Origin of the sequence: Bacillus sp. ISL-45 (genome assembly GCF_018613195.1) — a bacterium.
Taxonomy (GTDB): domain Bacteria; phylum Bacillota; class Bacilli; order Bacillales; family Cytobacillaceae; genus Mesobacillus.
In genome coordinates this window covers 25,541-49,148 of sequence record NZ_JAGGQQ010000024.1, presented here as the reverse complement: position 1 = coordinate 49,148, position 23,608 = coordinate 25,541, and the positions used below count along the sequence as shown (strand labels likewise).

Here is a 23,608-nt window from a genome sequence, read left to right as displayed (position 1 = left end):
GGATACTGCCGTTGGATCAGTATCCTTTTTTATTGGATTGCTTTCAGCTCATTCTTTTTCAGGAATAATTCGATTTGATGTGCCGCCATCATCCCTGCCGTACTGTTCAAATGCATCCCGTCGGTGAGCAGCAAGTATCCGTTCCGGGCCGATATGCGGTCAAGGCTGTAGCCGTATACGAAACGCTCGATGACCGCCTTTTCGTACAGCTTCGTGCTGTTTTTCAGCGACCGCCCTCGCGTGTGCCCTTTACCTTTTAAATAAGCCTTCAATTTTTCGTTAAAAGGAAGGTAAGAAACATTGGACACTTCCGCAATTTTTTTGATGACCTCATTGTACTGGTCAATTTCCTTATTCGCTTTCGAAAAAAGATTCTCTCCCACTATCGGAAGCGACAATAACCCTATTTTTGCATGTGTTTCTGCTTTCAGCCTTGCCACAATGAGGGCAAGGTTCTTTTCGTACACCAATAATGAGGGCTTTTCTAATTGCTCTGCAAGCTTAATATTCATTTTGGCAAACTCAGGGGCTATTTTTGCCGCGGCATCATTCAGTCCGACTAAAATCACTATGAAATCAGGTTGGCAGGAAATCACATCGCCCAATCGCTGCAGCACATCATAAGCCGTACTGCCATTGACTCCGGCATTGATGAATTGATAGTCCCTGCAGCTGCGCCTCCTGGCTGCATCATCGACAAAATTATAGCTTATGTTGCCATGTACCGCATCCCCGCCGATTACAGCCACAAGCTTCTTGCCTTCCTGGCGAAGCCCTTTTTCCAGAAAAGCTTGCGGATTGTTGGAAGGCAGCTGTTTAATTCGGTTCTTCCGCTGAAAATACAGCAATGAACTTACAGCAGCTAACAATAAAAGGACTACTATCCCACCATAAATAAGATCCATACATAACCCCTCTCTTTTATTATTGTATTGATGATTATTAATTAAAAATTCTGAATTTATATTATAAGATTATTCGACAAACTGTGTAAAATCCCTGTCTCCGGTATATTCTGATGGATAATAAATTTTTCCTGCCGATATTTTCATTATAGCCTTTTATGCTATGCAGAAGACGAAAGAAATGATCAAAAATTTTCACAAATCAAAAAAATTACTTTGCAACTAGATTTATATATAGGATAAAATTATATGGTAGAGTTTGGGAAAGGGGATTTTCTGCCGATGCTAAAAGCTAGGTTATATGACTTTTCATTGTTTTTCACTGCTATCGCCGTGGCTTTTGGATTAGGCACTTTTACTACAGACAAAAATACTTTTTTGATAGCGTTATTCATTTATTGGTTATTTTCCACCCTTTATAACCATTTAAGAATTCATGCGCAAAGCGGAGCGATGAAATTTGACTACGGAATCAGCTATAGTCTTTCTTTTGGGATTTTTGCGGGTCCGATTGGTCTTTTCATTTTTGAAGCCGTTTATCGTTTCACAGTTTATTTTTCAAGAAAAAGTGCGAAAACTGCCGATGAAAGTGAGTTTTCCGATACATTTTACAATATAGGCGCCCATGTGCTAATTTACTCAATTGGCTATTTCCTGTATCAATTGGGGTACCCGTTATTTGAGGAGATCCCATTCGGATTCTGGATTTTGATGTGCATCCTTGCTGTGACGACTACATTGATTTCCTATACATTCCTATCAACCGCCTTTTTTATTTTGGGAGAAATCAAGAACTTGCAGCAGGCGATCAAATTTTACAAAGAAAGCAATAACTGGCTGGATCTAGGTAAAACAGCGTTCACGAATGGGTTGCTCCTGCTGTTGCTTGAGGAGCAGCGTTGGGAAATGGTCGTGGGATTATTTATCCTGAACTATCTCGTCAGCCGTTCCTTTCAGTCAAAATCACAAAGCATCCAGAACAAAATTGAACGGGACAAGTTCGAGCAAATGGCGTATACCGATTTCCTTACCGGTATTCCAAACCGTGCTTATATGGATAAAAAAATGTCCGAGTTAAACCAGACTGGTGAAAAACTCGGCATCGTTGTAGCGGACATCGATAAATTCAAGCTGATCAACGACTCCTTTAACCATGCTGTTGGAGATCGGGTCATCCAGCATTTTGCCAACACTCTTAAAAACTATTTATCAGAGAACGATTATGTCTTCCGCAGCGGCGGGGAAGAATTCACCTTGATTCTTAGGGAGAGATCCTTCAGGGAGACAATCGAGCTTGTGGAAAAAATCCGTCTTGGAGTTGAAACGAGCTCAGTCGAGGTCGATTATCAATCAAGCAGACATGATGTCACCATCACCTCTTCCTTTGGGCTATATTACTTCAAAGTAAACCAATATACCTCCATGGAAAAGGGCTATATATATGCTGACCAGCTGTTGCTCCAATCAAAAGAGCTCGGTAAAAATAAAGTCACCTTCAAGGACGAGCTTGCCCAGCGTGATCCGATCAGTGCTATGTAAAAAGACAGAGAGACGGATTCTCTGTCTTTTTTCGATCTCACTAAAGCCCGGGTCCGGGGCCTATGCTATTTTGACAGCTTTCCTGCTTGGCACCACAATTACGGGGTTTTCTTGACAGCTTTTCTGCTTTGCGGCCCAAACCTGTCATAATTACGGGTTTTCTTGACAGCTTTCCTGCTTGGCACTCCAAACCTGTCACAATAACAAGCTTTTCTTGACAGCTTTTCTCCTTTGCACCCCAAACCCGTCACAATAACGGGGTTTTCTTGACAGCTTTCCTGCTTGGCACTTCAAACCTGTCATAATAACAGGGTTTTCTTGACAGCTTTTCACGTTTCCATCCCAAACCTGTCTGAATCTATTCCCGCAGCTTAAAAATGCATAAATAAATCCGCAGATGCTGCTTCGTTCAACAGCCATTTGATCGGTACTTGTTCTGCGGGATGGATAAATTCAAAATGATCGTTCACGTCCATATCCACCACATACAGCTGGGCCCCCATTTCTACGGCGATCCCGAGTAGGTCATGAACAGAAGATACTCCAAAGTCATTCAATGCATTTGATAAGTATTCAAGGTCCTCAGACGGGACGGAAACATACCGTTTATCCAGGATATTTACCCCCCTGCGGGAAAATGCCAGGACGACCTCTGCACCTGATGATGCAGCGCCTACTGCCACATTCAAAGGTGGGTAGGCAGACTCCAATTCATCATGCAAAGCCATTACCACTACTTTCTTCTTTTCCATCAGCTCTTCCCCTCCATTAGTAACTTAGCACTGCATCTGCCTGGTAGGCGTTCTCTAAAAAAGTTGCAACACCTGACAGTTCGGCACCATCAACCAGTTCCAGTCCGTCAGCGATCAGCACATTCATCTGACATCCAAAAAATTTAATTCCCGAATCTAATGCCTGCTGCATTAGTTTTTGCAAATCCATATTGTGGGTTCTCTCCATGATCTTCACATACCGTTTGTCCAGGACTCGGGCTCCATCTAAATCAAAGAAAATCGATACCTCGTTCTCTTCCTCAGCGTTTTTGAGCGCTTTTTTTAAAACGTAGGGGACATTGGAACTCAATGAAACGAAGTAAACAAATTTCTTATTTGCCATGTGGCTTCCCTTCCTTCAGCTCGTTTATTTCTACAACTAATTATGTTGTCCAAATGGTGGATAAATCTTACCACTATATTATACCCTAATAGGTATATAATAAAACAAATTTGCCAGAAAAACAAAGGCAGCAGCCTGGTTCTATCACCAAGCTGCTGCCTTTCTTCCTAACTATTATTTCACCCATTTATGAAGCAGGGGTCCTGTTTCACCGTAAACCGGGTCTGTCTCTGGTACGGGTACGTTTTTAATTTGTGAGAGCGCCTGTGCCCTGGTGCCAGGATCCTCTTTTTTCAAATCAGGATTCCGTCCATTTGGATAGGCACCTACGACCGCAAAGTCCTGGCTGCTGTCAATTTTCTTGTGGCCGGTTCCCGCCGGAAGGACAATTACATCACCCGCTTTAAGCTCGAGTCGTTCTCCGCTGTCACCGCCAACTTGCACGGTTGCGCTGCCTGACTTTACGCCGAGCACTTCATGGGTGTTGGTATGATAGTGATGGTAATCGTAAATATCACCCGTCCATGTGCCTGTCCAATTATGCTGCTCGAATTGTTCCTCCATGCTTAAGTTATCGTCAAAAACACCCTGATAGACAATGACCGGCAATGTCGGATTGTTGGGAATATCACCTGTGTCCTGTGCAAAAAATGATTGTATTTGTGTTCCCATTATGGAATCTGCTCCTTTCTTTTATCGTATTGAAGTATACTTTTAAAAGTGAAGTGCCCACCACATTTGTTCCTATGATGGCATGAGCCAAAATGGCCTATGCTTATCTCTACCTAAAATTCTCTTGTGTTAAACGTATCTCCTTGTTCAAGATTGCCAGCTTTATAGCCTTTATAGAACCAGCTTTTCCTTTGCTCTGACGTTCCGTGTGTGAAGCTTTCCGGCACGACATAGCCCTGGGAACGCTTCTGAATCGTATCATCTCCTACCGCACTGGCAGCATTCATCGCTTCCTCCAGGTCACCTTCTTCGACTACACCCATTCCCTGTGCATGGTGAGCCCATACGCCTGCTAAATAATCGGCCTGAAGCTCAAAACGAACTTGATATTTATTGAATTCTGTCTGATCCAAACGACCGCGCAGTGAATTCAGCTTATCGGTTGTTCCCAGTAATGTTTGCACATGGTGTCCTACCTCATGGGCGACAACATAGGCCATCGCAAAGTCACCAGGCGCCTTGAATTTTGTTTGAAGTTCTTTATAAAAACTGAGGTCAATATAAAGTTTCTGATCACCCGGACAATAAAATGGGCCTACCTGCGATCCAGCCATTCCACAGGCTGACTGGACACTGCCGGAATACAAAACAAGTGTTGGCTCTTGATACTCCATGCCCTGTTCCGCAAATACCTCGGACCATACTTCCTCTGTATCGGCAAGGACTACTGAAACAAATTGGGCAAGCTCCTCTTCCTCGGCTGTCTGCTCATAAGGAGCAGGAGACTGGTTTCCGCCGTTCGTCATATTATTGACGACATCCCCCATATCGCCTCCGCCAAGGAATGTCATGATCACTAATAAGATAATACCGCCAAGGCCGCCGCCCATGAGCATGCCTCCGCCGCCCGCTCCTCTCCTGTCTTCCACGTTGCTGCTCGCTCTTCTGCCTTTCCATTGCATGATGTTGACTCCTTCCTGCTATATACTAAACACTGATAAATAAGCTTTATTTGATGTCTTAGTGTTATACCCGCTATAAAGCGATTTATTTGCTTTCTTATGAATATTTTTTTGGTAAGTCTCTATTATTCCGGGCATACAAAGTCTGCTTCCCTTGTTTCCAACACACAAAAAAGCAAGCAGGGCACCTCTATTCAGAGGTTTTCCTGCTTGCTTATTCATGTCCATCAGTAATTGTTGCGGACAACTAAATACGTTTGCTTAATCAAACTCCAGCGCTTGTCTGGCTGAACAAGGCACTTGTGCTTTTTTCATTGCCTAGGAAATAGTGCCGCTGATGGCTGCCAAGACGTCATATTGCTCAAGGTCTAATTCGAGGTCTTCACCTGCTGCCAGTTTGGCTAACTGGGCACCTAGATAGGGTCCGACTGTCAGGCCTGATGCTCCCAATCCATTTGCCAGGAAAAGATTTTCATAGCCCGGGACAGCCCCTATGATCGGCAGGAAATTCGGAGCGACTGGACGGAAACCCACTTTTGTTTCGAGATAGGTTGCATCTGCCAGGCCAGGTGCGACTGTCAGTCCTTTATCGATGATTTCATGCATGCCTCCAAGAGTCGGCCGGGTATCAAATCCCTGCTCGTCTTCATGGGTTGCTCCAATGACAACCCTGCCTCCATCGAAAGCAAGAATGTACTGGTTATTAGGAGGCATGACGACGGGCCAGCCCCCGGTCTCTGTATCCTCAAGCATTAGATGGATGATTTGAGCTTTTTGAGGAGAGATGCTCAGCTTGATACCAAGCGGTTCCAGCAGCTCAGGTGCCCATGCCCCCGCAGTTAGGATGATGCTGTCCGCGTCATATCTTGTGTCTCCTGCTTTTACACCCGTCACTTTTTCACCGGAGGAGTCTAATTGGGCATCTCCCTTTACGACTGAAGCACCATGTTTTTGTGCAGCATTCAGAAGAGCATCCCGCAACAAGCGTCCATTTACGCGAGCCCCGCCGGTTACATGCACAGAAGCATACTCTTCTGATAAGGGCGGGAAAAGCTCATTCGTTACTTGCTGATCCAGCTGCCTGATCTCTCCGATTTCCGGTGCTTCTTCCCGCCTGATCATCACTCTATCTTCCATTTTCGCAAGTTTTTCATGATCGGAATGAAGGCTGATTGCACCTACACGCTGATAGCCCGTCTCCAGCTCGCCGTCCTCTTCAAGCTGTTTAATAAGAGCTGGGTAAAAGGCCGCTCCATTCTTTGCGAGGAAATACCATGCCTTATTCCTGCGCTGGGTCAGCCAAGGACAAATGATTCCAGCGGCTGCATCCGTCGCTTGTCCTGGTTCCCCACGGTCAATGATTGTTACCTTCTTGCCTTCCTTCGCTAAGTGATAGGCAGTGGATGCGCCTAATATTCCAGCCCCAATGATGATATATGCTTTCATTCCCTACACCTTTTCCGTAAAAGATTCTTGATATCATTCTACAGAAATTAAGTGATAGACTCAAAGCTACTCCACTTTAAAGTTTTCTTTGTATGCTATTTCCTGGCCCCCCACAGTCAAAATATCATGGTTATTTGCATTTAGTATGACTATTTTGATTATGAAAATAGAGAATGATAGAGACAAAGGAAAAAATGACGATAAAACTGATGCTCCTGTACACTTATGCCCCTCCTAATGGATCTCGGCATGGCTGTCGGAAGCTGGCCTTTTCCTCCTCAGTGCCTCTCCAATGATGACTAGCAATAGGCCCATTGCCAGAAATCCGAGATCGTACATCAGTGCATTGGGATCGCCTGGTTTTACCCGGTGAATTTGCAACAGATGGTGATTCACCACACCCTCCACTAAATTAAAAATTCCTGCACCGGTTAAAAATCCGCCAACTAGCCGGCTGACGCCTCTCGATATTTCAGATGGCCGGCCTGCCAGCCATAACAAGATTCCTCCAATCACAAGAGCCACTGTCACACCGATATGAAAGACCCCGTCACTGAAAATCTGTCCCGGCCTGCTGGTCTCCATGACTACGCTATGCCACCGGAGCAATTGATGAAAAATAATCCCGTCCATCGCTCCCATAAACCCAAAACCAAGAGTGAAACTGCCTATGCTCAGGAACTTCTGTTTCGTTTTTGAATTCATACCTTAACTCCTTCCGGTATATTTCAAAGTTTTAATTATATATCCTAAAATACCGGATGCTAATCTTCTGGAGAGGTCAACGACCCTTTTTAAAAATAGTTTCCACACTCGAAAAGTTATTTTCGCTATACCTTAGGGGTTTCTGATATAATTTTTATTAATGTGTACTTACAGCAATGATACTGTTGAAATAATGGAGTGAATATAAAGATGGACACCAAAAAGGCTCTGCCTATTTTATTTTTAGTTATGTTTCTCGTAATGGTCGGCTTTGGAATCATCATTCCAGTCATCCCTTTTTACGCTGAAGAAATCGGGGCAACACCCACTCAGCTGGGATTGTTGATGGCGGTCTATTCCTTGATGCAGTTCATATTCGCGCCAATGTGGGGCCGAATCTCCGACAGGATTGGCAGGAAGCCTGTCATCATGATTGGCATACTTGGGCTGTCCCTTTCATTTTTCTTGATGGCCCTTTCCACTGAGCTTTGGATGCTGTTTGCGGCCAGGATCATTGGCGGATTTTTGTCTTCGGCTAATATGCCGACTGTCATGGCCTATGTCGCAGATATCACATCTGAGGAAGACCGCGGAAAAGGCATGGGAATCATCGGCGCTTCAGTAGGACTGGGATTTATTTTCGGCCCGGCAATCGGCGGTGTTTTTTCACAATCCAGCCTGAGCACTCCTTTTTACCTTGCAGGAGCGACTTCGCTGGTTACATTCCTTTTCGTTACTTTTATCTTGAAAGAATCGCTTTCAGCTGAACAGCGCAGCATTCAGGAAAAGGAAAAAACCTCACTACTGAAGGCTTTGAGCGGACCGCTTTCCATGTTATTCCTGCTCCAGCTGTTCGTTTCACTTTCTCTGTCCGGACTTGAGGCAACCTTTGCTTACTTTGCTGCTGAAAAAGCTGGGCTGGGTTCAGTCGAATTAGGATATATTTTCATGATCATGGGTCTGGCAGGAGCCATCGTACAGGGAGGCCTGGTCGGCAAATTGACTAAGAAGCTTGGCGAGGGCATTGTCATCCAGCTGGGCATTATCATTTCTGCGGCGGGCTTCGGTTTAATCCTCCTGACAGAAGGATTTGGGACTGCAGCATTGTTCCTGACCATTTTTGGAATAGGAAATGGGTTGATTCGCCCAAGTGTATCCTCATTACTGACAAAGAAATCGACGACCGGTCATGGCGGCACTACTGGCTTGCTTTCATCCTTTGATTCCCTCGGCAGGATCATTGGACCTCCATTAGGCGGATGGCTGTTCTCGATTGCCATTGGAATGCCTTATATTTCGGGGATTGTGTTATCAATGGTTGCACTGGTTTTGTACCAATTCTATCAAGCACGAACAAAAACTTCTCATTCGTTAGACCAATAATACAAGAAGGAGGATGGCTTTTATTTGCCACCCTCCTTTTATTTACTATTACTCCACCTTCTTAATTCGTTAAGGGGAGTTTTATTTCAACTAAGGTCCCATTGTTTAGTTTACTATGATATGAAATCGTCCCATTATGCTGTTTAATGATTTTATGGCAAATCATCAACCCGAGACCCGTCCCTTTCTCCTTCAATGTGTAAAATGGCTCCCCTAAGCGCGGAAGTAATTCTTCTGGAATTCCGCAACCGTCATCTTGTACAGAAATAATACATTCACCGTCTATCCCTTTTTGCAGTTTAATATCAATATTACCGCCGTTAGGCATTGCCTCCATTGCATTCTTAAAAATATTCAGGAACACTTGTTTAATCTGGTTTTTCTCACATGTTATGAAGAAATCTGTACCCAGATAACTTCGGCTGAATTGTATATTTTTCATATTGGCCTGCGGGGATAAGAATTCGACTGTATGATCGATTAAATCACATAAATTTGCCTGGTTTAGCTGGATAGCCTGTGGTTTTCCTAAAGAAAGCATTTCACTTGTTATGGTTTCAATTCTTTCTAGTTCGCTTAGAAGCAAGCTGTTTATTTCATTCGCCCCATTTTCTTTTCCATACAGCTGGACAAACCCCTTTATTGTTGTAAGAGGATTCCGTATTTCATGGGCTACCCCTGCTGCCAGTTCCCCCACAATCGATAGCTTTTCGGATTGCAAAAGAATCTCTTCAGATTTTTTGCGCTCAGAAATATCCCTGCTTATTATAACAATGTGTTCAATTGATTGGGCCTCATTCATAACAGGCATGCAGCGGGACTCAAAATCTATCCATTTACCACTTATATGCTTGAAACGGAACTCCACTGGCCTTGATTTTCTATCTTTCATGATTTTTGTGATTGCATTCCTGAAATTCAAAACATCATCCGAATGAATTAACTTACATATTTCTATTTTTTCGAGCTCGGGAACCTTATATCCCAAAACCATTTCATGAGAGGGAGAAAAATAACTAATGGTATGCTCTTTATTCATTACCATTATGAGATCGGATGTATTCTCAGCAATGAGGCGGTATTTGGATTCACTTTCCTCCAGTGTCTGCTCCATCCTCTTTCGTTCCTGGATTGCTCTATATAACTTTTCATATGATTCTATTAATAATCCACCAACAAGGACCCCTATTGATACAAACAGTAAATATTGGAGATGAAAAACTGGATTGTCTCTAATTACGTTTAAAACTATAGGTACAGTAATAATATAAGTGACTATGTAAGAACCCAGTAAGATCATATACCTCTTGACTGGCTGAAAATGCACTGTGAATTTATGAATAACGACAAATACGGTCATGACCACTAACCAGCCAACAATTGCCGGAAACCAGTTTTCAGATACCATTAACCTGGAAACCAATGCAAAAGTGCTGGTAATCAGCCCTGCACCTGGTCCGAGATAAGCGAAGACCAAAATAATCACGGCATAGCGGATATCATAGGAATAGCCTTGATCCTGAAAAGATAGGACAACAAGGACAGTGGAAACAAACCCGGCGTATATTCCTGTCCAAACCCGTAATTGCTTAAGTGGTTTAAGATTTAAATAAGACCGAATTACTAAAGGAGTACTGACCATTAAAGAAAGCATTGAAAGATTAATTAGGTAATCTATAATCAACTGGCTCCCACCTATATTAATTCTGAATTTATTAATTATCATAAACCAGAGAATACACCTTTTCCAGAGAATTTAATGCAATTAACCCTTTATTTTTTAAATTATTAAAATAATTAAACTTTGACTTAAATTATTTCGATTTTCGTAGTAATATTAACATATAAAAGGAGGAGATCCATTTGACAAAAACAATTGAAAAGCGTTTTGAACGCTCTGAGGTCCCTGTTAATCAAACTTGGAACCTGGATGATTTATTCCTGTCTGACCAGGAGTGGGAGGCTGAACTGAAAGAGATTGAAGAGGACGTCAAAAAATTCAGCGGCTTTAAAGGCAGCCTGCATACAAAACCGAAGGCATTGCTGGAATGCCTTACTGCTCAGGAAGAACTGACGAAAAAGCTTGTAAAAGTACGTACATACGCAAGTCTGAAGCAATCTGCCGATGGCTCAGACCCAGTGAATCAGGCAAATTCCGCTAAAGTAGCAGCCATTGGCACACAAGCTTTGTCTGCTCTATCATTCATTTCCTCTGAAATACTTAATTTCGAGGATGGTAAAATAGAAGAATTTCTTCAGGAAGAACCTGGTCTGGAACCCTTCAAAAAGAACTTATCAGAACTATTGGAAACCAAAAAACATAAGTTATCACCTGAAACAGAAGAGGTGCTGGCTGCGCTTGGCGAGGTCCATTCTGCTCCTTATAATATTTATGGAATGGCTAAGCTTGCGGACATGCAGTTTTCTTCAATCCAGGATGAAGAGGGAAATGAACTGCCAGTCTCTTTTGCAGTATTTGAAAGCCGATATGAATTTTCTCCTGACACCTATGTCCGCAGAAAAGCATATGAATCCTTTGTTTCCACACTTAAACAATATAAAAATACGATTGCTGCAACTTATGCGACTGAAGTTAAAAAACAGGTTACACTCGCAAAGATCAGGAATTATGAGTCCGTTACCGATATGCTTTTGGAACCGCAGCAGGTAACACAGGAAATGTACAATAATCAAATCGATATCATTTACAAGGAACTGGCACCGCATATGCGCCGTTTCGCCAAGTTAAAGAAGAAGGTGCTGGGGCTGGACAAAATGATGTTCTGTGACCTGAAGGCTCCTTTTGACCCAGAATTTGATCCGAGCATCACCTATGATGAAGCACACCACCTGATCACAGAGTCCTTAAAAGTAATGGGCCCTGATTATACCGCCATGATTGAAAAAGGCTTTGAGGAGAGATGGGTGGATCTCGCTGATAATGTCGGCAAATCAACTGGAGCTTTCTGCTCAAGCCCTTATGGTTCACACCCTTATATCCTTATCACATGGGCTGATAATATGCGTGGCTGCTTCACACTAGCTCACGAGTTTGGTCATGCAGGGCATTTTTACCTGGCGAACCAAAACCAGCGCATCATGAATGTTCGTCCTTCCATGTACTTCATTGAAGCGCCTTCTACAATGAATGAGATGCTTCTCGCACAGCATCTTCTCGAAAAAAATAAAGATGATGCCCAGATGAGCCGATGGGTCATTCTTCAGCTATTAGGAACGTACTATCATAACTTTGTCACGCACCTGCTTGAGGCAGAGTACCAGCGCCGCGTATACGCCCATGCTGAAGCTGGCAAAGCACTGACGGCTAATACACTTACTGAAATCAAAACTGAAGTCCTTAAAGGCTTCTGGGGTGATACAGTGGAAATCGATGAAGGAGCCGGCCTGACCTGGATGCGCCAGCCTCATTACTACATGGGCTTGTATCCATACACATACTCTGCAGGTTTGACTGCTTCGACTGCCGTATCACAGCTGATCAAGGAAGAAGGACAGCCTGCAGTAGACCGCTGGCTTGAGGTGCTCCGTGCGGGCGGCACTATGAAACCGCTCGACTTGCTGAAGCATGCGGGATTGGATATGTCCACACCGGAACCGGTCCGAAAAGCAGTTGCTTATGTCGGTTCATTGATTGATGAATTAGAACAATCTTATCAATAGAAGTATAAAAACCCATGGGATATTCCCATGGGTTCTACTTATTTATTCATTTTAGAAAGGAAATCCCCAAGAAGATCGTCCAAATCTTCATCCTTTTCTTCGCTATCCACTTCGGGTGATTCGGTTTGCTTGATCGATTCCCAAACAAATGAATCGAGATCATCATCCATAGGATCGCTCTCAGCCGTAGAAGCAGTCTCTTCTATAACCAGTGAGTCCTCTGTTGCAGTTGCTGACGGAAGATCCATCTCTTCTTCCTGAAGATACAGGGCTTCATCAATTTCTGTTGATTTGCTATTCAAGGATGCAAGCAGTGCCGTGGCCCGAATAGGGTCTGTCAGCAGGTGATAAACGATATTGCCCAGCAAAGCCTCTGAATGCTCATGCTTGACCCAATCCCGTTGCGATTTGCTGAGATTGCGCGGGAGGGGAATGGTAATCGTCTCGCGTTCCCTCGAATATGAATTCCCTACCCCTTGCAGGACAAAATCAGCAATCTTGCTGGAAAAATTCCTTCTCTCAGTTTCTTTCAGTTTTTGAAGATGCCTCAAGATATGGTCTGGTGTATCAGACGGGATCCGGAACGATAGTGCTTGTCCCCTCTTAATCTCATTTGGGTTGGTTTTTTTCATAAAATCACCTTATTTTAGCTTTTAACAGGTTCAGAAGCGGCTTTACTGCTCTTCTCTGATTTCTTCACGTAATCCATGATGAGTTTATAGTAGGCATTTGCCATCATCCAGATGCTCTCTTTTTCATCCTCGAAGAATTCAATGTTATAGCCATCAAGATTGTTGTTCAATGTCTTAATATAATCCTTTAGAACGGTCGCACCGCCGCCGACAAAATAGCAGATTTCAGTCTGTGAATTCTTTGCCCAGACATTGCGGAGAAGTCGGTATTGCTTTTTAGCCAATTCGACAAGGATACGGTCCGTGATATCATGCACGCTTGTACGGCTGCCTTTGACCATAATATGGTTGCGATCATTTTTACGCGTGATGATTTCTACGACATCCCTGCGGCTGTCCAATTCCACGCCATGCTTGCTGCGGATTTCTTCCCTGATCTGTTCCAATGCCTCAGAAACTCCAAGATTGAAGCCCTGGGCCTTATCATCATCGACATTGCGGTTCTTGATGACAGCGATATCAGTTGATAAGCCGCCGATATCCTGGATCAGAATCCTTCTATCAATAAGGTCTTTATTGATGATTTTCAGGCTGTTGTCCATTACTAGATTGATATAAGCAGCGAATCCCTCAGGGTAAACCTTCACTTCATCAAACTTGATATTAACTTTCAAACCCTGGTATTTAGGCGTTACGAGGAACTCAACCTGATGAACAGATCCAACTAACCTGGAACGGTAGCCTGCGTCCTTTCCTTCCTTCACTTCACGAAGCGGAAGTCCTGTACCAAGTGTGTAATTTGCATCTATGACATTCTTGCTTTTTGGAAACAGCTTTGCGTTCTCTTCACTCACTGCATCCAATGCAAGAGTAGCGAACAACATAACTAAAGTCTGATCTTCCTCGGACTTGCTGCTTCCTGGATCAAGTTCTGTCGCATTATCGCTTTTAGTCGCCAGATTGCCGACACGGTAAATTACATTGTTATCCTTCAGGGCAGGGGAGTGGACCCGAATATGGATTCCATCTAGAGGATCCTTCGTGTCAAGCTCCTCAATACCGATAACAGGACGGTCTTCTGTGTCCCTTGCAACGATATTAGGAATATTTAACTCATTATCAAATTCTCCAAAAATAGCTTTAATAGAATCGTTACCAACATCAACAGCTGCAATTCTAGATTTCGTCATTTCTATCATTCCTTTTCAATAATCTAAGTTTATGTATACTCACTTACTATTTTAAAGGTAAAGGTAAATAATAGATACTGCAAGCAGAACGGGTAAAAAGAAATATAAATGTAAACATGTAAACATGCCGTAAACCTCAAACCTAGGTGTATACATAATTGTATACATTAATTACAAAGTTGTACACATGTTGATTTAACTGTAAGTATACAGATTTGTATACATGTAAACATAAATGTATACAACTTGTTTACAAAAAGTATACATGTTTACAATTTTGTAAACATACATTTAATCCTTTTGTATTTTCTATTAATTTCCATATTTTCTTTACTGACTCCCCTCCCCTGCGCTCGTTTTTCAATAGTAATTTTCATGCTGGTGAGCTGAGGCTGGACATGTACTTATAATAAATCGAAGGTTGCAAGCTTGAATTGAATGTAAAGTTCAATTGGGAAATTCACGGTTATTGTAAGTCGGTTTTTAAAAAGGAGAAGGAAGTGGTGGTCACAAAGTACGATGAACCAGACAAGAATCCAGAATCAGCTAAAGAACCAAATAATTGCTCGGAGATTTGTTAAACACCAACACCAGGCAGACTCCCCTCCCCTCTCGGTATACGGTAGAAAAAAAGTCAGTGTAGGATCCAGTCGAAGGATGACGACAGAGGAAGAAGATTGTAAAACAAATAATAAGGCCAGGACAACGCCTGGCAGTTGTGTATAAAAAGTAAGGGGTTCCCTATAGGATCATACTTTAACAAACGTCTTTCTTTAATTCATGGCAACTCAGTTTGAAATCCTTCTGAACAGCCAAAAAAGCCCTGACAGGACGATCAGTCATCCATCAGGGCTCTTTCATTAGTTTTCTACAATATCCTTACGATTTTTCTTGAATATTCTTGATAGAACTTCATATACAATCGGTACGATAATCAGTGTTAATAATGTCGAACTGGTCAAACCGCCGATTACGGTTATCGCCAGACCTTTGGAGATCAGTCCGCCTCCGCCTGATCCTATCGCTAATGGGATCAAGGCGCCTACTGTGGCGATTGCGGTCATCAGGATTGGCCGTAAACGTGTAGCACCTGCCTCAAGTACTGCTTCACGCATTGTCAGCCCTTCACGTTCCATGTGAATGATTCGGTCTACCAGCACGATGGCGTTCGTTACGACGATACCAATCAGCATCAACAGACCCATCATGACAGAGACAGAGATGGTTTCACCTGCAATAAGCAGCCCGACAAATGAACCAATGACTGCGAATGGCAGCGAGAATAGAATCGCAAATGGTGCGACACCTTCACGGAAGGTAACGACCAGGATAAAGTAGACGATCGCAATCGCAGCAAGCATTGCAGCTCCAAGCTGGGTGAATGTTTCGGTCATATCTGCCTGGACACCTGCTACGCCAACTTCCACTCCTTTAGGCAGCTCCAATTCATCGATGGCTTTTTCAGCTTCAGCAGCCGCCTTTGAAATATCCTTGCTTACGACAGTTCCTGATACAGAAGCATAGTACTGGCCTTTGCTGCGCGCCAGTGTGTTCATCGTTGTGCCTTCCTCAACCGTCACCACTTCTGACAGCGGCAAGGTCGTTCCCAGCGCTGTTTGCACTTCAGTAGCCAGGATGTCTTCAATTGATTCCGGCTGTTCGGCTTGCTCCTGCTGGATGATCACATCAAGTGATTCTCCATCTTTTTCAACCGTCGTCAGGACCTCTTTGGATTGGTTCGGGTTTAGCATCATCACGATTTGTCCTGCTGTCAATCCGTATTGCAGCAATTCATCCTGTTCAACCTTGAAGGTGTATTCAACATAAGCGTCTTCTGCACTGGAGGTTACGTCCTTCAAGCCATCAACAGATTTCATTTCGTCTTCTACCATCTTGACTGTTTCGTTTAGCTTACCTAAATCCTCACTGTATAAGGTATAGCTGATTTCATTCTCAGGCATCGACATCCCGCCGAAATTCTGGCTCTTCCATTCACCACTGTGGCCAATGTTGAAGACATATTCCTCAAGTTCATCCTTTACTTCCGAAAAGTTCTCCATTTCAGGGTCAAAAATCAGGTACATTAATGCTCCGCCTGCTCCTCCGCCCATCATGGCCGCCATCTGATCTGCCTCTTCGCTGATCGATACCTGGACGATATCGATGTCTTCACGCTTCAGCATTTCTTCTTCTATTTCTGCTACATTTTCAATGGTTTCTTCCTTAAGCTCACCGGCTTTAGGTGTGTAAGTCAGATACATGATTTTTTCTTCTTCACTGCCCATGAAGCTGAAGCCGATAACCGGGGTCAGCGCGAGACTTCCGGCAAGCAGTACCACAGCAATGATTGAAGTTATGATCTTATGGTTAAGCGACTTATTCAAGACACTCTTATACCAATGAGCCAGTTTTCCAACTTCCTTATGGCCGGTTTTCGTTTTCTCGCCATATAACTTCTTCTTGAATAAAAAGTGGGATAACGCTGGTACGATGGTAATCGCCACAATCAGTGAAGCACCCAGTGCAAATGTCATCGTCAAGGCAAATGGCGCGAATAATTCTCCTACCATGCCGCCTACGAAAATCAACGGCGCGAATACAGCAACCGTAACGAGCGTCGACGACAATATAGGTTTGAACATTTCAATTGTCGCTTCACGAACTAGTGCCCGGCCTGTTAATTTTTCTTCTTTTAGATGCAGGCGGCGATAAATATTTTCCACGACGACAATCGAGTCATCGATCACACGGCCAATCGCTACAGTTATCGCGCCCAGTGTCATGATATTAAGCGTGATGTCCATCCAGTTCAATAGCAGCAAGGCCATAAAAATCGAAACCGGAATCGAGACAATTGATATAATCGTAGATTTGAAGTCACGCAGGAATAGCAGGATAACCAGAATCGCGATTAATCCACCAAATAAAGCTTTTTCAATCATTGTAAAAACTGATTCTTCAATTGGCTCTCCCTGGTCAAGCGATACTTCAATGACCAAGCCATCGATTTTTGATTCTTCTTCTTTTACTAAATCTTTCACTGCATTCACTACATCAACCGTGTTCGCTTGCTGCTCCTTGACAATCTGAAGGGCAATCGCGTCTTCACCATTGGTGCGTGAAATGGACTGTACTTTACCAACAAGCTCAACTTCAGCAAGTTCGCTAAGTTTAACAAAAGGTGATGGGTTGGCTGCTGACGGCGTGACCGGAATCAGCATGTTTTTCAATTCATCTGTAGTCGTGAACTTGCCATCGACGGCAACGGCCTGCTCGCCTTCTTCAAACTCAAAAAGACCTAATGAAACGCCCAGGTTACTGGCCTGGATCATTTCCTTCACATTCGTTTCCGTTAATCCAAATTGCGCAAGCTTTGCTTCATCATACGTTAAATTTACTTCTTCGATATGCTGACCAGTCATGGTGACAGAGGCAACACCATTGATTTTGTCGATTTTAGGAAGGATGATTTCCTCAACGGTTGATGTAAGCTCAACAATGTCCTCCGTTGTACTGCTGACACTCAATGCAGCCACCGGCATCATATTCATACTGATCGCTGTGATGGTCGGTTCCTGGGCTCCTTCCGGCAATTTGACCGCATCCAATGCCGATTGCAAAGCACGCTTGGCCTCATCCATATCGATGCCATACTCATACTCGACCTGGATACTCGACATATTGGAGTAGGAATTCGAATAGACATATTTAACGTCTTCCAATCCCTCTACCGCTTTCTCAATCGGGATCGACACATCTTCCATTACTTTTTCAGGAGTGGCCCCAGGATATACATCCATAACCATCAGGTATGGGATTGAAATATTCGGGATGGTCTCCATGTTCATCCGTGTTCCAGAATAGATTCCCGATACCGTGATAATAATTGTAAGCAGCCATACGGCTAGTTTATTTCCAAGGACAAAATTGACTAAATTTTTCACTACTGCACCTACCTCAAAATGACTTTATTGACCATAATAATGTTACTGACTGACCGGTCATTTGTCAATCTCGGATGTACAGAAACTACAATAAATATCATGAAAAAATCCGCCTCATAGAGAAGCGGATTTCTTTTTTCATTTACTAGAAAGAGTACGAACTTTTATATAAAGATTAGTTTCTAGCTCCAGCGCCTAGCCCCTCGAGTCGCTTCGGTCCGCCCAATGAAGTCAAAGATCGACTTCATCAGTCGGCCCGCCAGCGCTTGTCGGGGCTGACCAAGGCGCTTACGCTTTTCTTATTCATCATCTATCTCGCCGTCACCGATTTCATCTTCTTCCTCGACGTCTTCCAGCTGTTCCCCTTCTTCAGGCGGAGCGTCATTGCCGCAGCCTGTTACTGTGAACATGGAAATTGCCAATAATAGCATAAACAATAGCTTTTTCATTTTCATTCCTCCTTTGAAAGGAGTGTTTCCAAGACACTATTTTTCTATGTATCCTGTTCAAAAAAAATGAATGACTACCGGTGAACTCCACTAAGAAAAAATCATGGTCCTCGAATTAAAGAGATATCCGAAAGCAGAAGCTTTTATGTTATTTATAGATCCAGCACCAAATTCCCCTTCCCGCGTGAAACACAGCTTAACATCGCTTTATTGGAGCTCCGCTGTTTGTCTGTCAGAAAGGAATCGTAATGATCAATTTTCCCTTCAACTACATTTACTTCACATGTACCGCAGCCGCCGACTCTGCAGGAATATGGGATATAAATGCCACTTTCACGAAGTACATCGAGCAGCGATTGGTCAGCAGGCACATCGAGATGCTTGCCGCTCTGGTTCAATGTAACTGCAAACGGGATTGAATCCTTCATTACAGGTGGCGAGAAGCGTTCATAATGAACATTAAACGCAGGATAACCATAGCTTTTGGCTGCACTCGTGAATTCTTGGATCATTTTTTCCGGACCGCAAAAATAAACATGTGTGCCTATTCGATGGTTCTTAAGAGTAGTGACTGTTAATCGTTCAGGCTTCTCTCCTTTTGAAAAATAAAAATGGCATTGCCCGAGGTAGGTCTCGTTCAAGTAATCATAAAACGCGCACTGCTCTTTTGATTTAGCTGCATAGTGCAGCTCAAAGGATTGGTTTTTTTCAGCAAGCTCAGCCATCATCGATAAAAAAGGAGTGATCCCAATACCTGCTGCATAAAAAACATGATGCTTGGCCTGGAAACTTAAAGGAAAATGATTTTTTGGATAGCTGACCTTTAACACATCCCCTTCAGAAACATGATGATGCCAGTACTCAGAGCCGCCAGTTGAAGGTTCTGCCAGCCTAACTGCGACTTCGATCAAGCCGGGTTCAGACAGGTTAAAAACTGAATATGATCTCTCCAATGTCCCTGACTTTTCCGGTAAATAAGTGGTGATATGCGATCCCCCGCTGAAGGGCGGCAGCTTCGATTCATTAAGCGCCTGCAGAGTGAACCTTTTAATCGTCGCTGTTTCTTGTTTAATTGATTTTATCCGTACGTCCAGAGTCGAATTACGATGCAATCGAAGGCTCCTCCTATTCTATTTGATATTTACATAACCTAGATAGGCATCCAAACGGCGTGAATAATGGTCCGAAACTTCAAGCTCCTGGCCGCAATATGCACAAATAATTTGCGTTTGTTCCGACACTTCACTTTCGGCATGGCAAGTGCAGCAGACCAGTCTCTTTTTAGCAGGTCCAATAGTTAGCAATTGCAAGTCGTGTTCAGAAAAACCTGCCTTGATGGCTTCCCCTTGTATCCTTTTTACAAAATCAGTCTTCCCTGAAATGTACAGATACGCCCCCATTTTCTGCTGGCTGAACCATTCGTTCACTAAGCTTTCTTCACTCTCTTCTTGTAAAATATGAAAATCAAATGGCCTATTCTCATCCATTGCCTGCCGAACGAGAATATATAAAGACCTGGCCCCTTCCGAATCTGCACAAAATAGAAACTTTCTCTTACCTTCCATCAATGAAGAATGATCTTGATTCATCTCTTCTTTAATTCCCCTTCCAGATATTCCAGGACAACTTCACGATAGAGAGATATCCCCTTATAGTCAGCAATGAATTCTGGAAGTTCTTTTAGGATTGCTGAAAACTGCTCCAGCCATGGCCTATGCTGAATAAATTCTCCAAGCGGAAGCATATGGGTATGAATTGTAAATAAAATACCGTTGCTTTTTGGCAGACGAAATAATTTTTGAACTTCTACTCGAAAATGGACTATTTCGCCAGCGTTTTCCTTGGTTACTTTTTTGCGGGCCTGACCCCATTCAGCAAAGGTTTCAAGCGAAGTATCCAACCGGTTCCCCGCCATCAGTGACCAGTTTTTCCTCCACCATGGACTTCCTGCCTCGATTCTCATTAAAAACTGGAGTATGCGTTCATCAAGAGAGTCGGACTTGAAACCGGGAATAGGTGCATGTATTTCCCTGAAAGACATGCCAGCATCAAAATACAATGACCAATTGGCCGGAAAGCAAAGCTGGCCCGCATCCAGGAATAAATCCCCGTCCCGCTGCATCATCAGGATCAAGTCTTCCTGGACATTCATCCCGACAAAATCAAGCGGCTCCTGATCCAGTGTCGTCGAATCCCCAAATGTGAAAGAGTGTTTCTCACCCGTATGATGGTTAGTGAATTTCCAATGGTTTTCGTTGGTAACAAGCTTGAATGTTTCAGGATAATATGCGGCCAAATCATGTAAAATCAAATCCAATGCTTCCCACTGGGCACCCATGGTATGGGACTCTGAATGATAACAGCGTTCTGGGTGCTTTTTCAGCAGCTCTCTTTTCAGATTCATTTCCTCTATATAAGATTCCGTCACTTCGATGGCAATTGGTGGATTTAATGGAATTGCATTGTTAGAATATCTATATACATTATTTTCAACAAATGGATAAGGAAATGAGCTGATTTTCTCAGTAGAGACCATCGTATTCCCCCTTTTCTGAATTTTGCATCTACTTAATACTATACAGAAGTCTGCTGATGAATTCATTACAAGGGTGAAAGTTGGACAAGCTTATATATGGCAAGTTATAAACTACGGTATAATTGTGTCTTTCTTCTGAAATAATGATGAAGTATTAAAAGCCGGAGTTTATCACTTGACACTTAATCGGTTTTATATAATAATCGTTACTGTATTAGAATTATTCTAGTTTACCGAATAGTTAACTGAACAATCAGTGAAACTATTTCAAAAAATAATTCAACCATTCAAGGAGGAAATTAATCATGGCATTAATCGGTACTCAAGTTTTACCATTCACAGCAAACGCATTCCACAACGGAGAATTCATCACTGTTTCTGAAGAAAACCTTAAAGGCAAGTGGAGCGTAGTTGTATTCTACCCAGCAGACTTCACATTCGTATGCCCAACTGAGCTTGAAGACATGCAAAACGAATATGCTACATTAAAAGAAATGGGAGCTGAAGTATACTCTGTATCAACTGATACTCACTTCACTCACAAAGCATGGCATGACCACTCAGAAGCAATCAGCAAAATCGAGTACATCATGATCGGCGACCCTTCACAGAAGATCTCTCGCAACTTCGACGTATTGAACGAAGAAGATGGTCTTGCAGAGCGCGGAACATTCATCATCGATCCAGACGGCGTTATCCAGACTGTTGAAATCAATGCAGGCGGAATCGGCCGTGACGCTAGCCAGGTAGTAAACAAGCTAAAAGCAGCACAATATGTACGTAACAACCCAGGCGAAGTTTGCCCTGCTAAGTGGAAAGAAGGCGGAGAAACACTTAAGCCAAGCCTTGATCTTGTAGGAAAGATTTAAGGGGTACACTCCCATGTTATTAAATGCAGAAATTAAAGCACAATTAGCCCAATATCTTCAAATGATGGAGGGCGATGTGCTGCTTAAAGTTAGCGCAGGATCGGATGATGTATCACGAGACATGCTGGCTTTAGTAGATGAATTGGCAACTATGTCATCCCATATTAAAGTGGAGCATGCAGAATTAGAAAGAACACCAAGCTTCAGTGTCAACCGTCCTGGTGAAGATACTGGAGTGACTTTCGCAGGCATCCCTTTAGGACATGAATTCACTTCACTGGTCCTTGCTTTACTGCAGGTTAGCGGAAGAGCTCCTAAGGTTGACCAGAAAGTCATCGATCAGGTAAAAGCGATCAAAGACGAATATCGTTTTGAAACTTATGTCAGCCTGAGCTGCCATAACTGCCCTGATGTGGTACAGGCCTTGAACCTGATGAGCATTTTAAATCCTGGCATTTCCCATGTTATGATCGATGGTGCAGCTTTCAAAGATGAAGTTGAAAGCAAGCAGGTCATGGCCGTGCCAACGGTATTCCTGAATGGCGAAACATTCGGAAGCGGACGTATGTCCCTTGAAGAAATCCTTGCAAAAATGGGATCTGGCCCAGATGCATCCGAACTAAGCGACAAAGAGCCTTATGATGTCCTTGTTGTCGGCGGCGGACCAGCTGGTTCCAGTGCAGCCATCTATGCAGCTCGTAAAGGTATCCGTACAGGGATTGTTGCTGAGCGCTTCGGCGGACAGGTAATGGATACTTTGGGCATTGAGAACTTCATCAGTGTGAAGCATACTGAAGGACCAAAGCTTGTCGCTAGCCTTGAAGAGCATGTAAAAGAGTATGGCGTTGATATCATGAACTTGCAGCGTGCAAAACGCCTGTCGAAAAAAGACCTAATTGAACTTGAGCTTGATAATGGTGCAGTCCTGAAGAGTAAAACTGTCATCATTTCCACTGGTGCCCGCTGGCGCAATGTCAACGTACCAGGAGAAGCTGAGTTTAAGAACAAAGGTGTTGCTTACTGCCCTCACTGTGATGGACCATTGTTCGAAGGAAAAGATGTTGCGGTTATCGGCGGAGGAAACTCCGGTGTGGAAGCAGCAATCGACCTTGCGGGTATTGTAAAGCATGTAACTGTCATCGAGTTCAATCCTGAACTTAAAGCTGACCAGGTTTTACAAGACCGTCTGCACAGTCTTCAGAACGTTACCGTTGTGACAAACGCACAGACAAGTGAAATTACCGGTACCGACAAAGTGAACGGTATAACGTACATTGACCGTGCATCAGGTGAAGAACACCATGTTGAATTACAAGGTGTATTCGTACAGATCGGCCTTGTACCAAACACAGAATGGCTTGGTGACACGCTTGAACGAACTCGCTTCGGTGAGATTGTCGTAGACAAGCAGGGTGCCACTGACCTTCCTGGCGTCTTCGCTGCAGGCGACTGCACGGACAGTGCATACAAACAGATCATCATTTCAATGGGGTCAGGTGCAACCGCAGCATTAGGTGCATTTGATTATCTAATCCGAAATTAATTTATATACAAGAAAGAAGCTGACTCTAAAGGGTGT

20 protein-coding genes are annotated in these 23,608 nt (G+C 43.4%); 5 read left to right on the top strand and 15 right to left on the bottom strand.

The annotated features are described in order from the left end of the window. Positions 1–29: 29 nt before the first annotated feature. Positions 30–905 carry an SGNH/GDSL hydrolase family protein gene (locus tag J7E35_RS22360; protein WP_214784317.1) on the bottom strand — a complete coding sequence of 292 codons (876 nt, stop codon included), beginning with the start codon at positions 903–905 and terminating at the stop codon, positions 30–32. 282 nt (positions 906–1,187) lie between these two features. On the opposite strand from J7E35_RS22360, the gene J7E35_RS22355 reads away from it, so the two are divergent. Beyond that, on the top strand, positions 1,188–2,444 hold the full coding sequence (locus J7E35_RS22355; protein WP_214784314.1) for a GGDEF domain-containing protein: 1,257 nt from the start codon (positions 1,188–1,190) through the stop codon (positions 2,442–2,444). A 371-nt stretch (positions 2,445–2,815) separates the two neighbouring features. Here J7E35_RS22355 and J7E35_RS22350 read toward each other — a convergent pair whose 3' ends face one another. The 6 genes from J7E35_RS22350 to J7E35_RS22325 form a co-directional block, all read right to left on the bottom strand. Next, entirely contained in the window at positions 2,816–3,196 is a 381-nt protein-coding gene (locus J7E35_RS22350) for a DsrE/DsrF/DrsH-like family protein (protein ID WP_214784311.1), read from the bottom strand. Positions 3,197–3,212: 16 nt separating this feature from the next. After that, the gene (locus tag J7E35_RS22345; RefSeq protein ID WP_214784308.1) at positions 3,213–3,560 is read right to left on the bottom strand and encodes a DsrE/DsrF/DrsH-like family protein; all 348 of its coding nucleotides are present in this window, start codon (positions 3,558–3,560) and stop codon (positions 3,213–3,215) included. A gap of 174 nt (positions 3,561–3,734) precedes the next feature. After that, the gene (locus J7E35_RS22340) at positions 3,735–4,232 is read right to left on the bottom strand and encodes a cupin domain-containing protein (RefSeq protein ID WP_214784305.1); all 498 of its coding nucleotides are present in this window, start codon (positions 4,230–4,232) and stop codon (positions 3,735–3,737) included. Positions 4,233–4,345: 113 nt separating this feature from the next. Then, on the bottom strand, positions 4,346–5,194 hold the full coding sequence (gene ypfJ, locus J7E35_RS22335; protein ID WP_214784302.1) for a KPN_02809 family neutral zinc metallopeptidase: 849 nt from the start codon (positions 5,192–5,194) through the stop codon (positions 4,346–4,348). A gap of 318 nt (positions 5,195–5,512) precedes the next feature. Next, the gene (locus J7E35_RS22330) at positions 5,513–6,640 is read right to left on the bottom strand and encodes an NAD(P)/FAD-dependent oxidoreductase (RefSeq protein ID WP_214784299.1); all 1,128 of its coding nucleotides are present in this window, start codon (positions 6,638–6,640) and stop codon (positions 5,513–5,515) included. A gap of 234 nt (positions 6,641–6,874) precedes the next feature. Next, complete coding sequence (locus J7E35_RS22325; protein ID WP_214784296.1) at positions 6,875–7,345, bottom strand: DUF2243 domain-containing protein; 471 nt, start codon at positions 7,343–7,345, stop codon at positions 6,875–6,877. Between the two features lie 210 nt (positions 7,346–7,555). Here J7E35_RS22325 and J7E35_RS22320 point away from each other — a divergent pair, with 210 nt between their 5' ends. Next, positions 7,556–8,728 (top strand): MFS transporter, encoded by a 1,173-nt coding sequence (locus J7E35_RS22320; protein WP_214784294.1) that lies wholly within the window; start codon positions 7,556–7,558, stop codon positions 8,726–8,728. A gap of 61 nt (positions 8,729–8,789) precedes the next feature. Here the strand turns inward: J7E35_RS22320 and J7E35_RS22315 are convergent, their stop codons facing one another. Beyond that, positions 8,790–10,412, bottom strand: a complete 1,623-nt coding sequence (locus J7E35_RS22315; RefSeq protein WP_251041184.1) for an ATP-binding protein — start codon at positions 10,410–10,412, stop codon at positions 8,790–8,792. Positions 10,413–10,591: 179 nt separating this feature from the next. Here J7E35_RS22315 and pepF point away from each other — a divergent pair, with 179 nt between their 5' ends. Further along, a complete protein-coding gene (pepF, locus tag J7E35_RS22310) occupies positions 10,592–12,409 on the top strand; it encodes an oligoendopeptidase F (RefSeq protein ID WP_214784289.1) in 1,818 nt (605 codons plus the stop codon). 38 nt (positions 12,410–12,447) lie between these two features. Here pepF and J7E35_RS22305 read toward each other — a convergent pair whose 3' ends face one another. The 7 genes from J7E35_RS22305 to J7E35_RS22275 form a co-directional block, all read right to left on the bottom strand. Next, positions 12,448–13,041: a hypothetical protein gene (locus J7E35_RS22305; protein WP_214784286.1), complete on the bottom strand. Its 594-nt coding sequence runs from the start codon at positions 13,039–13,041 to the stop codon at positions 12,448–12,450. 14 nt (positions 13,042–13,055) lie between these two features. Continuing rightward, positions 13,056–14,231 (bottom strand): ParM/StbA family protein, encoded by a 1,176-nt coding sequence (locus J7E35_RS22300; protein WP_214784283.1) that lies wholly within the window; start codon positions 14,229–14,231, stop codon positions 13,056–13,058. Between the two features lie 860 nt (positions 14,232–15,091). Then, positions 15,092–18,175 carry an efflux RND transporter permease subunit gene (locus tag J7E35_RS22295; RefSeq protein WP_214784280.1) on the bottom strand — a complete coding sequence of 1,028 codons (3,084 nt, stop codon included), beginning with the start codon at positions 18,173–18,175 and terminating at the stop codon, positions 15,092–15,094. 299 nt (positions 18,176–18,474) lie between these two features. Further along, entirely contained in the window at positions 18,475–18,624 is a 150-nt protein-coding gene (locus tag J7E35_RS22290; RefSeq protein WP_214784277.1) for a hypothetical protein, read from the bottom strand. A 152-nt stretch (positions 18,625–18,776) separates the two neighbouring features. Beyond that, positions 18,777–19,736: a PDR/VanB family oxidoreductase gene (locus tag J7E35_RS22285; RefSeq protein ID WP_214784274.1), complete on the bottom strand. Its 960-nt coding sequence runs from the start codon at positions 19,734–19,736 to the stop codon at positions 18,777–18,779. Between the two features lie 18 nt (positions 19,737–19,754). Further along, positions 19,755–20,213 (bottom strand): dimethylamine monooxygenase subunit DmmA family protein, encoded by a 459-nt coding sequence (locus J7E35_RS22280; protein ID WP_214784271.1) that lies wholly within the window; start codon positions 20,211–20,213, stop codon positions 19,755–19,757. Next, positions 20,210–21,160 (bottom strand): heme-dependent oxidative N-demethylase family protein, encoded by a 951-nt coding sequence (locus J7E35_RS22275; RefSeq protein WP_214784268.1) that lies wholly within the window; start codon positions 21,158–21,160, stop codon positions 20,210–20,212. Before J7E35_RS22275 ends, J7E35_RS22280 begins: the two co-directional genes overlap by 4 nt. Positions 21,161–21,465: 305 nt before the next feature. Here J7E35_RS22275 and ahpC point away from each other — a divergent pair, with 305 nt between their 5' ends. After that, positions 21,466–22,029, top strand: a complete 564-nt coding sequence (gene ahpC, locus J7E35_RS22270; RefSeq protein ID WP_214784266.1) for an alkyl hydroperoxide reductase subunit C — start codon at positions 21,466–21,468, stop codon at positions 22,027–22,029. 13 nt (positions 22,030–22,042) lie between these two features. Further along, positions 22,043–23,572, top strand: a complete 1,530-nt coding sequence (ahpF, locus tag J7E35_RS22265) for an alkyl hydroperoxide reductase subunit F (protein ID WP_214784263.1) — start codon at positions 22,043–22,045, stop codon at positions 23,570–23,572. Positions 23,573–23,608 lie beyond the last annotated feature (36 nt).